The sequence below is a fragment of the Sphingomonas yunnanensis genome, assembly GCF_019898765.1.
In the GTDB taxonomy this organism is placed as follows: domain Bacteria; phylum Pseudomonadota; class Alphaproteobacteria; order Sphingomonadales; family Sphingomonadaceae; genus Sphingomonas; species Sphingomonas yunnanensis.
In genome coordinates, this window is sequence record NZ_JAIOKB010000001.1 from 1,126,825 (window position 1) to 1,141,674 (window position 14,850).

Annotated in this window: 13 protein-coding genes; 9 read left to right on the plus strand and 4 right to left on the minus strand. The window is 70.6% G+C overall.

The window, feature by feature from the left end; translation table 11 throughout:
- The first annotated feature begins 4 nt into the window (after positions 1 to 4).
- Entirely contained in the window at positions 5 to 1,648 is a 1,644-nt protein-coding gene (locus K7957_RS05475; RefSeq protein WP_223010904.1) for an alkaline phosphatase family protein, read from the plus strand.
- Between the two features lie 167 nt (positions 1,649 to 1,815).
- Here K7957_RS05475 and cutA read toward each other — a convergent pair whose 3' ends face one another.
- From cutA to K7957_RS05490, 3 genes are read right to left on the minus strand one after another with little or no spacing between them, the layout of a single operon-like run.
- Complete coding sequence (gene cutA / locus K7957_RS05480) at positions 1,816 to 2,130, minus strand: divalent-cation tolerance protein CutA (protein ID WP_343228308.1); 315 nt, start codon at positions 2,128 to 2,130, stop codon at positions 1,816 to 1,818.
- Positions 2,127 to 3,215, minus strand: a complete 1,089-nt coding sequence (locus K7957_RS05485; RefSeq protein ID WP_223010905.1) for an NAD(P)/FAD-dependent oxidoreductase — start codon at positions 3,213 to 3,215, stop codon at positions 2,127 to 2,129. Before K7957_RS05485 ends, cutA begins: the two co-directional genes overlap by 4 nt.
- Positions 3,212 to 4,135 (minus strand): alpha/beta fold hydrolase, encoded by a 924-nt coding sequence (locus K7957_RS05490; protein ID WP_425517155.1) that lies wholly within the window; start codon positions 4,133 to 4,135, stop codon positions 3,212 to 3,214. The genes K7957_RS05485 and K7957_RS05490 overlap by 4 nt, the downstream gene beginning before the upstream one ends.
- Before the next feature lie 52 nt (positions 4,136 to 4,187).
- On the opposite strand from K7957_RS05490, the gene K7957_RS05495 reads away from it, so the two are divergent.
- From K7957_RS05495 to K7957_RS05530, 8 genes are all read left to right on the plus strand, one after another.
- Complete coding sequence (locus tag K7957_RS05495) at positions 4,188 to 4,664, plus strand: A24 family peptidase (RefSeq protein WP_223010907.1); 477 nt, start codon at positions 4,188 to 4,190, stop codon at positions 4,662 to 4,664.
- A 49-nt stretch (positions 4,665 to 4,713) separates the two neighbouring features.
- Complete coding sequence (gene cpaB, locus K7957_RS05500; RefSeq protein WP_223010908.1) at positions 4,714 to 5,742, plus strand: Flp pilus assembly protein CpaB; 1,029 nt, start codon at positions 4,714 to 4,716, stop codon at positions 5,740 to 5,742.
- A 1-nt stretch (position 5,743) separates the two neighbouring features.
- Positions 5,744 to 7,486, plus strand: a complete 1,743-nt coding sequence (locus K7957_RS05505) for a type II and III secretion system protein family protein (RefSeq protein ID WP_223010909.1) — start codon at positions 5,744 to 5,746, stop codon at positions 7,484 to 7,486.
- Positions 7,487 to 7,497: 11 nt separating this feature from the next.
- Complete coding sequence (locus tag K7957_RS05510) at positions 7,498 to 8,130, plus strand: CpaD family pilus assembly lipoprotein (protein ID WP_223010910.1); 633 nt, start codon at positions 7,498 to 7,500, stop codon at positions 8,128 to 8,130.
- A 1-nt stretch (position 8,131) separates the two neighbouring features.
- Positions 8,132 to 9,409, plus strand: a complete 1,278-nt coding sequence (locus K7957_RS05515) for a CpaE/TadZ family protein (protein ID WP_223010911.1) — start codon at positions 8,132 to 8,134, stop codon at positions 9,407 to 9,409.
- A gap of 28 nt (positions 9,410 to 9,437) precedes the next feature.
- Positions 9,438 to 10,412, plus strand: coding sequence for a type II secretion system F family protein (locus K7957_RS05520; RefSeq protein ID WP_223010912.1), 975 nt, complete (start codon positions 9,438 to 9,440; stop codon positions 10,410 to 10,412).
- 1 nt (position 10,413) lies between these two features.
- The gene (locus K7957_RS05525) at positions 10,414 to 11,409 is read left to right on the plus strand and encodes a type II secretion system F family protein (protein WP_223010913.1); all 996 of its coding nucleotides are present in this window, start codon (positions 10,414 to 10,416) and stop codon (positions 11,407 to 11,409) included.
- 112 nt (positions 11,410 to 11,521) lie between these two features.
- Complete coding sequence (locus tag K7957_RS05530; protein WP_223011152.1) at positions 11,522 to 11,971, plus strand: hypothetical protein; 450 nt, start codon at positions 11,522 to 11,524, stop codon at positions 11,969 to 11,971.
- A 144-nt stretch (positions 11,972 to 12,115) separates the two neighbouring features.
- Here the strand turns inward: K7957_RS05530 and ppdK are convergent, their stop codons facing one another.
- A complete protein-coding gene (gene ppdK, locus K7957_RS05535) occupies positions 12,116 to 14,782 on the minus strand; it encodes a pyruvate, phosphate dikinase (RefSeq protein WP_223010914.1) in 2,667 nt (888 codons plus the stop codon).
- Positions 14,783 to 14,850 lie beyond the last annotated feature (68 nt).

Genomic DNA, 14,850 nt, shown 5'->3' on the forward strand with positions numbered 1-14,850 from the left:
GGCCATGAAATCGCTCCTCCTCGCCCTCCTCGCCACCACCACCGCTCTTCCCGCCGCCGCGCAGACCGCGACGCCTCCTCCCGTCGCCCCCGCAACAGCGCCACGCACGCCGCCCAAGCTGATCGTCGCGATCTCGGTCGACCAATTCTCCGCCGACCTGTTCGCGCAATATCGCAATCATTTCAGTGACGGCATGGCGCGGCTGCTGAACGGCGTCGTGTTCCCCTCGGGCTATCAGAGCCACGCCGCGACCGAGACCTGCCCGGGCCATTCCACCATCCTGACCGGGATGCGCCCCGCGCACACCGGGATCATCGCCAACAACTGGCTGGACCAGAAGGTCGGCCGCGCCGACAAGACGGTCTATTGCGCCGAGGACGAGCGCGCCGGCGGCGATCATGAACATTACACGCCCTCGGACCTCCACCTGAAGGTGCCGACGCTCGGCGACATGATGAAGCGCGCCGACCCCCGGTCGCGCGTCGTCGCGGTGGCGGGCAAGGACCGCGCGGCGATCATGATGGGCGGGCACACCACCGACCAGATCTGGTTCTGGGGAGGCGAGAAGTTCATCTCGCTCGCGGGCCGGCAGGAACCAGCGGTGGTCACCCGCGCCAACGCCGCGGTGAGCGCGCTGCTCGCCCGGCCGCAGGAGGCGCTGCCGCTGCCGGGCTATTGCAAGACGCAGTCGCGCCCGATCGCGGTCGGCAGCCAGACGCTCGGCACCGGGCGGTTCGAGCGTGCCGCGGGCGACGCCAAGGCGTTCCGCGCCTCCCCCGCGCTCGACGGCGCGGTGTTCGCGCTCGCGGCGGCGATGATCGAGGACATGAAGCTCGGCCGCGGCCCGGCCACCGACCTGATCGCGGTCGGCGCCTCGGCGACCGATTACGTCGGCCACGCGAACGGCACCCAGGGATCGGAGATGTGCATCCAGATGGCGCAGCTCGACGAATCGATCGGGGGCTTCCTCGCCGAGCTCGACCGAACCGGCGTCGACTATGAGGTGATGCTCACCGCCGACCACGGCGCGCACGACATAACCGAGCGGCAGCAGCAGCGCGCCATGCCGATGGAGCAGCATATCGCGCCAGCGTCGACCGCGAAAACCATCGGCGCGGCGATCGGGCGTGATCTGGGCATCGCCGGTCCGGTGCTGCTCGGGCCCGAGACCGACGTCTATCTCGCCGACTCCGTGCCCGCGGCGCGGCGCGCGCAGGTGCTCGCCGAGGCGAAGAAGCGCTTCCTCGCGCAGCCGCAGGTCGCCGCCGCCTTCACCCGCGACGAGCTCGCCGCCACCCGCATGGCGACCACGCCGCCCGAGACCTGGACGCTGATCGAGCGCGCGCGCGCCTCGTTCGATCCGGAGCGCTCGGGCGATCTGATCGTGCTGCTGCGCCCGCGCGTCACCACCGTCGCGGCACCGGCACCGGGCTATGTCGAGACTCACGGCAGCCCCTGGGACTATGACCGCCGCGTTCCGATCCTTTTCTGGCGGAAGGGCATGACCGGGTTCGAGCAGCCGCTGTCGGTGGAGACGGTCGATATCGCGCCGACGCTGGCGGCGACGATCGGCCTGAAGGTGAGCGGGCTGGACGGCCGCTGCCTCGACCTCGACCCCGGCGCGGGCGACACCTGCCCGGAGGGGTGAAATTTACGGGTAGGCAGCCTTCTTCGGCCGCTGGCGTCATCCTGGACTTGTTTCAGGATCCACCGTGCCACGCGCTCGACAGCGGCGGCATGTCCGGGACAGTGCATCCTGAGACGACTTCAGGATGACGCCGGTTGTTCAAGGGTCGGCAACCTCCACCGGCCGCCTCACCCCACCTCCTCCTCCAGCCACGCCAGATAGTCCGACCCCGCCGCTCTGATCGGCTGGGCGAGGAGCTCGGGCACGGTGTAGCTGTGCAGCTCGCGGATGCACGCCGCGACCGCGTCGAAGCGGCGCGCCAACGTCTTGGCGGTGAGCAGGACCTCGTCGTCGCGCTGCCTCTGGCCCTGCCAGCGGTAGACGCTCTCCACCGCGCTGAGCTGGACGCAGGCGGCGAGGCGGCGGTCGACCGGCGCGGTGGCGATCACTCGTGCCTGCTCGCGCCCGGGGCAGGCACAGCTGATCGTGATCGCCCCGGTCACCGCGTGAACCGCTCCGGCGCGTAGCGCGCCGCATCGATCGTGCGCGGCGGCGTGTCACCGAGCAGCAGCGCGGCGCCGACCGCTGCCGCCGCGGGCGCGGTCTGGATGCCGAACCCGCCCTGCCCCGCGAACCAGAAGAAGCCGGGCTCGGCGAAGCCGTAGACCGGCAACCGGTCGGGCGCGAACGAGCGCAACCCCGCCCAGCTGCGCTCGACGCGGCGCACGCGCCAGTCGACCGCCGCCTCCAGGCGGTCGATCGCCACCGCCACGTCGAGCTCCTCCGCCGCGACATCGTGCGGCACCACCGGATGCTCGTCGTGCGGACTCAGCCATAGGCGACCGCCCGCCTCGGGCTTGAAGTAGAAGCCCCCACCGGCGTGGATCACGAACGGCGTCGCCGCGGGCACGGGCGGGTCGATGGCGAGCTGCGCGACGGTGCGACGATAGGGTCGAATACCGAGCGGGCGCACTCCAGCGAGCGCGGCGACCGAGTCGGCCCAAGCGCCCGCGGCATCGACCAGCACCGCCGCGCGGATCTCGCGTCGGTCGGTCAGCGTCAGCCGCCAGCCGCTGCCGAGCCGCTCCGCCGCGGCTAGCCGCGCCGAAGTCCGCAGCGTCGTGCCCGCGCGCCGCGCCGCGCCGAGACAGTCGCCGTGGAGCCGCGCGACGTCGATATAGGCGCAGCTCGGCTCGCGTACCCCAAGCGACCAATCGTCGCGCAGTCCCGGCACCAGAGGGCGCGGGTCAACCGCGCTCAGCTCCACGCTGCTGCCGGCGAACTCGGCGAGCAGAGCGTCGATCGCCCGCGCGTCCCCGGCGCGCCCGACATGGACCGCGCCGAGCGGATCGAGGTAACCGCCCGCGTGCAGCGCCTCCTGCGACGCGGTGGTGAGCGGCTGGATCGCTGGGCCGCCGTACGTCTCGGACCAGAAAGCGGCGGAGCGGCCGGTGGCGTGGTAGCCGGGCTGCTCCTCGCCCTCGAGCAGCAGGACCCGCGCCCGGCCGCCGATCGCCGCGGCGAGGCTCGCCCCAGCGATCCCGGCTCCGACGATGGCGATGTCGGCGGTGAGAAGGTCAGCGCTCACGCGGCATGCTCGGCGAGAAAGGAGTCGATCGCGGCGAGCGCACGGTCGCGCACCGAATCGCGCTCGCGTAGCAGCTCGTGCGCCGCGCCGTCGCCGAAGCGGACCAGCGTGGCGCGCCGGAGCCGCGCTGCCACCCGTCGCGCCGCGCGCGAGTCGACCAGCCGGTCACCGTCGGCCACCAGCAGCAGCACCGGCACGTCGAGCTTCGCCAGTGCGGGGTCGCGTCGCAGCCGGGCGGTCGCGGCGAACGCCTCGTCGAGCCACGCCCAGCTCGGCGGCCCGAGCCGCAGCGTCGGGTCGTGCTGATACCACCAGGCCTCGTCGGCGTAGCGCGCCGCATCGCCGGTGAGCAGCCGCTGGCGCTCGGCGACGCCAGGGCGCTCGCTCTTCCACGCCGGGCGAGCGGGGTCGCCGCGCCGCCGCAACAGGTGCGCGACCCGGCCGCCGAGCCAAGCGCCTACCGGCGAGGCGAGCCCGAGCATCGGCGCGACCAGCACCGCAGCGCGTGGCCGGATCGCGCCGTCTAGCAAGGCGCGCAACGCCAGGTAACCGCCCATCGAATGGCCGATGATCACGTGCGGCCCGGGCATCGTCCCGACCCAGCTGCGCCATTGTTCGGCCAGATCGTTCAACCAGGGCGCGAAATCGTCGCAATGGCCGACCTGCGCGTCGACACACAGCCGCCCCGAGCCGCCTTGGCCGCGCCAATCGAACGCCGCGACGCTCCACCCCCGAGCGTGCCAGTGCGCGAACGACTCGAGATATTTCTCGAACGCGTCGGCACGCCCGGTCTGAAACAGGATCGTGCCACGTCCCTCCCCTGCCCACTCGAAACGGCGCAGCGGCCAACCATCCTCGGCGCGCGCGGTGGCGACTCGCGCCTCGGCGGGGATCAGGCGGCGGTTCACGGGGTCCAACATCATCCCGATCATGGTTACGGTTTCTCAAACCCTGTCGTCTAGCACCGCCGCTATGGGTCAATCTCTCCTCGCCTGGCTGCTCCCCGCGATCATGGGAGCGCTGCTGCTCTCCGCCGGCGTGGAGGACGCGCGCGTGCGCGAGATCGCCAATTGGAAGAACGCTGCGATCGCGCTGCTCGCGCCGGTCTGGTGGTGCGCGATCGGGCTCTCGCCCTGGCCCGAGATGGCGCTGCAACTCGGCGTCGCGCTCGTGGTGTTCGCGCTGTTCATCGGCGCCTTCGCGATCGGGCAGATGGGCGGCGGCGACGTCAAGCTGATCGGCGCGCTGGCCTTGTGGCTGCCGCCGATGCGGCTGCTCGACACATTGCTGGTCATGTCGGTGCTGGGCGGCGTGCTCACGCTCCTGTTCGTGATCGAGCGGCGCTGGAAGCCGAGCGAGGCAGCGGTCGAGGTCCCCTATGGCGTCGCGATCGCGGTGGCCGGGCTGATCACGTTAGCCGAACCGCTTGTTAACCAATTCCGCCCATAATCTACGTGAAGTTGGCGCCGGTTGGCGCACGCAGAGGATGCTCTCCCCGATGGACAGTCGCAAGCTCATCATGCTGGTCGGCGCGCTGGTGGTCGCGGTGGTGACCGCGGTCGCCGCGCGGACGCTGGTCGCCGGCGCCGCGGCGCCCGCGGCGGCCGCGATCACCGCACCGGCCGCTTCCGTGGTCGATGGCCCGGAGGTGCTCGTCGCCACGCGCGCCCTACCCGTCGGCACCATCCTCGACGTCACCGCACTGAAGTTCCAGCCCTGGCCCAAGGAGCTGGTCGAGAATGCCTATTACCAGAAGGACCAGACTGATCTGGCCAAACTGATCGGCACCGTTGTGCGCCTTCCGGTCACCGCCGGCCAGCCAGTGACCCAGGGCCAGCTGGTCAAGCCCGGCGACCGCGGCTTCCTCGCCGCGGCGCTCGGCGCCGGCATGCGCGCGGTCACCGTGCCGGTCTCGGCGCAGACCTCGGTGGCGGGCTTCGTCTTCCCGGGCGATCACATCGATCTCATCCTCACCCAGTCGGTCGACGGCGGCGGTGACGGCCCGCCGCTCAAGGCGAGCGAGACGGTGATCCGCAACCTGCGCGTGCTCGCCACGGACCAGCGCACCGGCGACCAGAAGGACGCGAACGGCAACACGATCGTGCAGACCTTCTCGAACGTGACGGTCGAGGCGACCCCGAAGATCGCCGAGCAGATCGCGGTGGCGCAGACGATCGGCACGCTGTCGCTGTCACTGCGCTCGATCGCGGACAATGCCTCCGAGCTCGACCAGGCGATCGCCTCGGGCGCGATCAGCCCCGGCGACGCCAAGGATCCGAAGGCCGAAGAGGCGATGCTCAGCCGCCTCGCCAACACGCCCCAGGCGGGCGACACCACCTATGCGGTCGGCGCCGACGTATCGCGCTTCCAGCGCCGCACCGTGCCCGCCAAGTCGGCCGCGACCGCCGGACCAGCCGTGCCCGGTGCCCCGATCGTCGCCGGCGCCACGCCGTCGCCCGCCACCCCGATGGTGCGGATCGCGCGCGGCAACAACGTCACCGAAGTCTCCGTCGCAGGGAAGAACTGAGATGCGCCTCCACTCCCTCCTCGCGCGCGGTGTCGCGTTGGCCGCCATGGCCGGCGTCGCGCTGCCCCCGGCGGGCGCCGCTCCCGCGACCCGCCGCAACGTCTCGGCCAGCGTGGCCGCGACCGGTCGGCCGGCCCGCGCCGGCCTTCCCCCCGCCGGCATCACCAAGCCGACGGTCGAGAAGTGGTTCTCGATCGGCGAGGGCGAGCTGATCACGTTGCCCTCGACCGTCAGCGAAGTGTGGACCTCCAACCCCGAGACGGCCGACGTCTATGTCGCCAACCCGCGGCAGATCCACCTGTTCGGCAAGGCCTCCGGCGAGTCGACCGTGTTCGCGACCGATCGCAGCGGCGCGGTGGTGTTCGCCGCGAGCGTCCATGTCGCGCAGAACTCGACCTCGATCGACCGCATGATGAAAGCGGCGATGCCAGGAGCGGACATCCGCATCACCCAGGTCGGCCAGATCGCCGTGTTGAACGGGACCGTCGACTCGCCCGCCGACGCGGAGCAGGCGCAGCGGCTGGTGCTGTCGCTGCTCAACCCCGGGCTCGACACCAGCGCCGACAACGCGGTGCTGAAAGTCACCGTGGTCAACAGGCTGCGGACCGCGACGCCGTTGCAGGTCAATCTCCAGGTCAAGTTCGCCGAGGTGAGCCGCTCCTTCCTCAAGAACTTCGGCAACAACATCATCAACCGCGACAATAGTGGCGGCTTCCTTTTCGGTCTCGGCTCGGGTCGTAGCCCCGGCGCGATCGGCGACGTCGACGTCTCGAAGCTGCCGTCGCTCGACGCCTCGTCGTTGTACGGCCTGCCCGCGGGCTCGATCTCGCTGCCGTTCGATCCGGCGACGCGCCAGTTCGTCACCCGACCTGGAACGCAATACTCCTTCACCAAGGATACCAGCGGCACGCGCAGCACGCTCAGCCTCGCCGGGCGGCTGCTCGGCATGGACGTGCTCTCCGCGATCGACCTCGGTGAGACGATGGGTCAGGTGACCACACTCGCCAACCCGAACCTCACCGCGCTCTCGGGCGAGACCGGCACCTTCCTCGCCGGCGGCGAGATCCCGATCCCGGTCAGTCAGGCGCTCGGCACCACCACGATCGAGTATAAGCAGTTCGGCGTCAGCCTCGCCTACACGCCGACGGTCATGTCCGACGGGCGCATCTCGCTGCGAGTTCGCCCCGAGGTGTCGCAGCTCGACTATGCCAATGCCGTGACGGTGGGCAGCGGCCGCGTGCCCGCGCTCACCACGCGACGCGCCGAGACGACGGTGGAGCTCGGTTCGGGCCAGAGCTTCATGATCGCTGGCCTGATGCAGAACACGCACAACAACACGTACGACAAGACGCCGGGCGTCGCGGACCTGCCGGTGATCGGCGCGCTGTTCAAGTCGAACGGCTTCCAGCGCAACGAGACCGAGCTGGTAATCGTGATCACGCCGTATCTGGTGAGGCCCGTCAACGGCAACGACATCAAGTTGCCGACCGACAGCTATCGCGCGCCCAGCGATCTCGAGCGCGTGTTCGTCGGCTCGCTGGAGGGCGGCAACCGGGCGGCGGAACGTCCCAAGCCGGTGATGCAGGCGCCCACCCCTGCTGCCGCTCCGACGGCGGGCGCGGTCGCCCCCGCCCAGGTGACGCCGAACCCGGCGGCGCCGCTCGAGGCGCCCGCCGATCGCAAGGCGGTCAAGCCGTCGAACCGCAAGGCCGCGGCGCCCGCGCCCGGCTTCTCGATCAACTGAGGTCCCAGACGATGCCTAACCGCCCGCTCCTCCTCACCGCTCTCGCGCTCGCGGCGCCGCTCGCCGGCTGCAACAGCTACCGCGGCGTGGAGTCGATCCACCAGCCGGTGGTGTCGCGCAGCGACTATGCGCTCGACGTGCAGACCACCGCCGTCGGCCTCGCCCCGGGTGAGCCGGAGCGGCTGCGCGGCTGGCTCGACGCGCTGCGCCTGTCCTATGGCGACACCGTCGCGCTCGATCAGGGCAGCGCCGAGAACGGCGGCGCGCGCGCCGACGTCGCCGCGATCGCCGGTCGCTACGGCCTGCGTCTCGCCGAGGCGGCGCCGATCGCCGGCGCCGCGATCGCGCCGGGCACCGCCCGCGTCACGGTGAGCCGCACCACCGCGGCAGTGACGAGCTGCACGCCGCAGAGCAACCGCGGCATCCTCAACTTCGACTCGCACACCAGCGGCAATTATGGCTGCGCGGTCAACGGCAACCTAGCCGCCATGGTGGCCAACCCGACCGACCTGGTGCGCGGCGTCGCCGACACGGACGGCTATGACAATATGACCGGCAGCAAGGCGGTCGCCGCCCGCCGCCGCGCCGCGCCCACGGGCGGCGGTGGCGCAGCAGTGAAATCCGAGTCGACGGGAGGCAAGTGAGATGAACGCACCCTGGAAGCCCGGCGTCGCCGGCAGCCGCGCGCCCTTTCTCGCCTTCGCCTGCGACGACGGCTCGGTCGAGGCGCTGCGCCCGATCGCGGCCGAGCTGGGCTGGCCGACCGAGAACATCTACAAGGGCGGTTTGCGCAACGCGGTGCAGACGCTCTCGGTGACGTCCAGCCCGCACGTGCTGTTCGTCGACCTCGCCGAATCGAGCGACCCGCTCGGCGACATCAACGGCCTCGCCGAAGTGTGCGAGCCCGGCACGATCGTGATCGCGGCCGGCCAGGTCAACGACGTCCGGCTGTACCGCGACCTGCTCGCCAGCGGTCTCCAGGACTATCTGCTCAAGCCGCTCCATGCCGACGCCGTGCGCGACGCGCTCGGCCAGGCGCAGGCGATGCTCAACGCGCCCAAGCCGGTCGAGCTCTCGCTCGATCGCCCGCACTGTTCGGTGGCGGTGATCGGCAGCCGCGGCGGCGCGGGCGCGTCCAGCATCGCCACCTCGCTGGCGTGGCTGATCAGCGAGCACGGCAAGCGCGCCACCGCTCTGCTCGACCTCGACGTGCATTTCGGCACCGGCGCGCTCGCGCTCGACCTCGAGCCCGGCCGTGGCCTCACCGACGCCATCGAGAATCCCAGCCGGATCGACGGCCTGTTCATCGAGCGCGCGATGGTGCGCGCGTCGGACAAGCTCTCGGTCCTCTCGGCCGAGGCGCCGATCAGCGCGCCGGTGATCACCGACGGCGCGGCTTTCTACCAGCTGCAGGAAGAGATGCGCGCCGCCTTCGAGGCGACCGTGATCGACCTGCCGCGCGCGATGCTGGTGCAACACCCGCACCTGCTCGCCGATGTCAACGCCGTGGTGCTGGTCACCGAATTGACGCTCGCCTCGGCGCGCGACTCGATCCGGCTGCTATCGTACCTGCGTAGCAACGCGCCGCAGGTGCAGGTGACGGTGCTGGCCAACCGCGTCCACGCCGGCGCGCAGCCCGAGATCTCGCGCAAGGATTTCGAGGGCTCGATCGAGCGCAAGATCGATGTGATCCTGCCGTTCGACCAGAAGCTGGCGGCGCAGGCGGCCAAGCTGGGCAAGCCGCTGGCGGAGGCAGGCAAGGCGAGCAAGACGATCGCGCCGCTCGCCGACTTCGCCGAGCAGCTGCTGCGCCGCGCAGACGACGGCGAGGTGCCCGCGCGCGCGTCGCGCGGCGGCTCGTTGCTGTCCAAGTTCGCCGACCTCAAGGGACTGATCCCCAAGAAGACGGCCAAACCGAAGTGACCGCCCGCTCGATCGTCCCGGAGCCGCCATGCCGATCCTGCCGCTGATCCTGCTTTTCGCCGGTGCCGCGCTGACGCTGCTGCTGCTCGTCACCGCGCTCGCCGGGCCGTCGACGAGCAAGGCGACGACCCGCCGCCTCGCCGCTATGCGCGAGCGTCATACCGCCTCGCCGACCAACGCGATCGAGGCGCAGATGCGCCGCATCACGGGCAAGAGCGCGACCCGCGCCGATCTCGCCGCGATGCGGCTGCTGCCCAACGTGGCGCAGCTGCAGAAGCGGCTGTCGATGACGGGGAAGAGCTGGACCGTGGGCCATTACGGCGGCGCGACGGTCGGAGTCGCGGTCGTGGTGGCGGTGCTGCTGCTGCTCAAGGGCATGCCGCCGCTGCTGGCGCTGTTCCTCGGTGTCGGTCTGGGTGGACTGGTGCCGCATCTCGCGGTGGGCAGGTTGATCAAGCGCCGCATCGCCGCCTTCACCGCCAAATTCCCCGACGCGATCGAGTTGCTGGTGCGCGGCCTGCGCTCGGGCCTGCCGATCTCGGAGACGATGCAGGTGGTCGGCGCCGAGGTGCCAGGCCCGGTCGGCGACGAGTTCCGCTCGGTCTCCGATAAGATGAAGATCGGCCGTGGCATGGACGTCGCGTTGCAGGAGACCGCCGATCGGCTCGGCACGCCCGAGTTCCAGTTCTTCGTCATTACCATCGCGATCCAGCGCGAGACCGGCGGCAACCTCGCCGAGACGTTGCAGAACCTCGCCACGGTGCTGCGCCAGCGCGGGCAGATGAAGCTGAAGATCAAGGCGATGTCGTCCGAGTCCAAGGCCTCGGCCTATATCGTCGGCTCGCTGCCCTTCATCGTCTTTGGCGTCATCTACGCGATTAACGCTCCCTACATGCTCAACTTCTTCGCCGACCCGCGGCTGATGGTAGCGGGCGGCGGCGGGCTGATCTGGATGGGGATCGGCGCCTTCATCATGGCCAAGATGGTGAGCTTCGAGATCTGATATGGAACCTGCGCACGCCACCTTCTTCGGCATCGACGTGGTCTGGGCCGCGACCTTGCTCTCCGGCATCGCCGCCGCGGCGGTGTTCGTCGCGATCTACGCCGCGCTCGGCGTGCGTGACCCGATGAGCAAGCGCGTCCGCGCGCTCAACGACCGGCGCGAGCAGCTCAAGGCCGGCATCACCGCTTCGACGAGCAAGCGCCGCGCCAAGCTCGTCCAGAAGAACGAGACCGCCGACCGGCTGCGCGCTTTCCTGTCGTCGCTGCGCGTGCTCCAGGACGAGCAGCTCAAGGTCGCACAGCACAAATTGATGCAGGCCGGCATCCGCAAGAAGGAATGGGCGGTCGCGGTCATCTTCGGCCGGCTGGTACTGCCGATCGTCTTCGGCGGCCTGATGATGATCTACGTCTACCTGCTCGACTCCTTCCCCGACTGGAGCGCGCTGAAGCGCTACGGCCTGGTCGCCTCCACGCTGGTGCTCGCCTACAAGGCGCCCGACTTGTTCCTGAAGAACAAGATCAACAAGCGAAGCGACGCGATCCGCAAGGGGCTACCCGACGCGCTCGACCTACTGGTGATCTGCGCCGAGGCGGGCCTCACCGTCGACGCCGCGTTCCAACGCGTCTCGCGCGAGCTCGGCAAGGCCTATCCCGAGCTGGGCGAGGAGTTCGCGCTCACCGCGATCGAGCTGGGCTTCCTCACCGACCGTCGCCAGGCGTTCGAGAATCTCGCGATGCGCGTCCATCTCGACGCGGTGCGCGGCGTGGTGACGACGATGATCCAGACCGAGAAATACGGCACGCCGCTGGCCAGCGCCTTGCGCGTGCTCTCGGCCGAGTTCCGCAACGAGCGGATGATGCGCGCCGAGGAGAAAGCCGCGCGCCTGCCCGCGATCATGACGGTGCCGCTGATCCTCTTCATCCTGCCCGTGCTGTTCGTCGTCATCCTCGGTCCGGCGGCCTGCTCGCTCAACGACTCCTTCATCAACGCCAAGTGACGCGCGGCGGCGTTCCGGTGCGATGCGTCGCGCCGGAACACCGCGTCGGCACCGGTCGTTGCTATGACGTTATGGAGGCGCCGCGGGCGTCTCTGGCGGCAGGGAGGATGCCATGCTGTTCACGACGTCGACGCAATATATCGCGCTAGCGGTGGCCCTGATCGCGGGCTGGCTGTTCGGGCTGGCGAGCCATCCCGGCGGGGGCAAGTGGAAGACGCGCTACGCGGCCGAGCGCGACGCGCACGCGGCCACCGCCAAGCGCGTCGCCGAGCTGGAGCGCGATCACGCTCGCCTCGCCGAACTGGAGCGCGACAACGCGCGGATCGGCGATCTGGAGCGCGAGAATGCGCGCGTCGCCGAGCTGGAGCGCGAGAATGAGCGGCTACGCGCGGCGCCGCCCGCGATGGACGAGCGCGTGGTGCGCGACGAGCGGCCGATCCTCGGCGATCGGCCGACTTTCGATGAGCGCGTGGTGCGCGACGAGCGCGCCTTCCGCGACGAGGCCGTCGTGCCGCGCTCCTCCGCAGCGCCGGCGCACCCGACGGATCGCCGCATCATCTGACATCCCCATTCTTCCCGCTCAGCGGAGGTGGCAGCGCGGAGCGCTGAGGGAGGGGTGTCGCCAGCGGTGGGTATCGACGACCTGACCGATCGCGACGCCCCTCTACGACGCTCTTTGCGCGCAGCCCCCTCGCAGAGGACGGATCTACTTCGCCGCCAGTGCCGCCTGCGCCGCGGCCAGCCGCGCGATCGGCACGCGATACGGCGAGGCAGAGACGTAATCCAATCCGACCTGCTCGCAGAAGGCGATCGACGCCGGGTCGCCGCCGTGCTCGCCGCAGATGCCGAGCTTGATCGCCGGCCGCGTCGCGCGCCCGCGTTTCACGGCCAGCGCCACCAGCTCGCCGACGCCCTCGACGTCGAGGCTGACGAACGGGTCGCGCGCGTAGATGCCCTGCTCGACATAGGCGCCGAGGAAGCGCGCCGCGTCGTCGCGGCTCACCCCCAGGGTCGTCTGCGTCAGGTCGTTGGTCCCGAACGAGAAGAACTCGCCGCTCTCGGCGATCTCGCCGGCCTTGAGCGCGGCGCGCGGCAGCTCGATCATCGTGCCGACCAGATAGTCCAGGCGCCGCCCGCGCTCGGCGAACACCGCCTCGGCGGCGCGCTCGACCACCGCCTTCATCAGGTCCAGCTCGCGCTTGGTCGCGACCAGCGGGATCATCACCTCGGGGATGGGCGCCTCCCCGCTCCGCTCCGCCACGTCGAGCGCGGCCTCGAAGATCGCGCGCGCCTGGGTCTCGTAGATCTCCGGATAGGTCACGCCGAGCCGGCAGCCGCGATGCCCGAGCATCGGGTTGAACTCGTGGAGCTCGGCGGCGCGGCGGCGGAGCACGTCCACGGCCACCCCCGCCGCCTCGGCGACCTCGGCGAACTCCTTCTCCTCGTGCGGCAGGAACTCGTGGAGCGGCGGGTCGAGCAACCGCACCGTCACCGGCAGCCCCGCCATCACCTCGAAGATCGCGGTGAAGTCGGCGCGCTGCGCGGGCAGCAATTTCTCCAGCGCGGCGCGCCGGCCGCGCTCGTCGGTCGCCAGGATCATCTGGCGCACCGCGGTGATGCGGTCGCCCTCGAAGAACATATGCTCGGTGCGGCAGAGGCCGACGCCCTCCGCACCGAAGTCGCGCGCCACGCGGCAGTCCGCGGGCGTCTCGGCGTTGGCGCGCACCCTCAGGCGGCGCGCCGCGTCCGCCCATTCCATCAGCGTACCGAAGTCGCCGGCGAGCTCGGGCTGGATCGTCGCCACCGCGCCTGCCATCACCTCGCCGGTGGCGCCGTCGATCGTCAGCACGTCGCCCTCGCGCAGCTCGCGCCCGCCGACCCGCGCCGTCTTGGCGCGCGCGTCGATCGAGAGCGCGCCAGCGCCCGAGACGCATGGCCGCCCCATGCCGCGCGCCACCACCGCGGCGTGGCTGGTCATCCCGCCGCGCGCGGTGAGGATGCCCGTGGCCGCGTGCATCCCGTGAATGTCCTCGGGGCTGGTCTCGGTGCGCAGCAGGATCACCGCACGCCCGTCCGCCGCCCAGCGCTCGGCGGTGTCGGCGTCGAACACCGCCGCGCCCGAGGCGGCGCCGGGCGAGGCGGGCAGTCCCTTGGTCAGCACGTCGCGCACCGCGGCGGGATCGAGCGTCGGATGGAGCAACTGGTCGAGCGCGGACGGGTCGACGCGCGCGATCGCCTCCTCGCGCGTGATCAGCCCCTCCTCCGCCATGTCGACAGCGGTCTTGAGCGCGGCCTTGGCGGTGCGCTTGCCCGAGCGCGTCTGGAGCATCCACAGCACGCCCTGCTGCACCGTGAACTCGATGTCCTGCATGTCGCGATAGTGCGTCTCGAGCGTGTCGAACACGCGCGCGAGCTCGGCGTACACCTCGGGCAGCGCCTCCTCCATCGACAGCGGCTTGGCCCCCGCCCGCTCCCGCGCCGCGCGCGTCAGATATTGCGGCGTGCGGATGCCCGCGACGACGTCCTCGCCCTGCGCGTTGATGAGGAACTCGCCGTAATAAGCGCGCTCGCCGGTCGAGGGATCGCGGGTGAAGGCGACGCCGGTGGCGCTGGTGTCGCCCATGTTGCCGAACACCATCGCCTGGACATTCACCGCGGTGCCCCAGTCGCCCGGGATGTGGTTGAGCCGGCGGTACACCTTGGCGCGGTCCGACTGCCACGAGCCGAACACCGCGCCCACCGCGCCCCACAATTGATCGTGGACGTCCTGCGGGAAGGCCTTGCCCCAGAGCTGCTCGACCAGCTGCTTATACTCGGCGACCAGCCCGCGCAGGTCGTCGGCCGACAGCTCGGTGTCGAGCGTATAGCCGCGGTCTTCCTTGGCGACCTCGAGCGCTTCCTCGAAGGCGCCGTGGTCGAGTTCGAGCACCACGTCGGCGTACATCTGGATGAAGCGGCGGTAGCTGTCCCAGGCGAAGCGCGCGTCGCCGCTCGCCGCCGCCAACCCCTCGACCGTGGCGTCGTTGAGCCCGAGGTTGAGGACGGTGTCCATCATTCCCGGCATCGACACGCGCGCGCCCGAGCGGACCGACACGAGCAGCGGGTCTCCCGCGTCGCCGAACCTTCTGCCGGTGACACCCTCGATATGCGCGATCCCCGCGGCCACCTCGGCGCGCAGCGATTCGGGGAAAAGCTCGCCCTCCTCATAGTAACGCGCGCACATCGCGGTGGAGATGGTGAAGCCCGGCGGCACCGGCAGGCCGATCGAGGCCATCTCGGCGAGGTTGGCGCCCTTGCCGCCGAGCAGTGTCCGGTCACCCGTCTTGCCCTCCGACACCCCGCCGCCGAAGCGATAGACGTACTGCTCGGTCATGCTTCCAAGTCCTTGTTTCGGCGAGGGCGGACGCGCGAATGTTGAGTAAGTTGAGTCGCTGGCGCGGT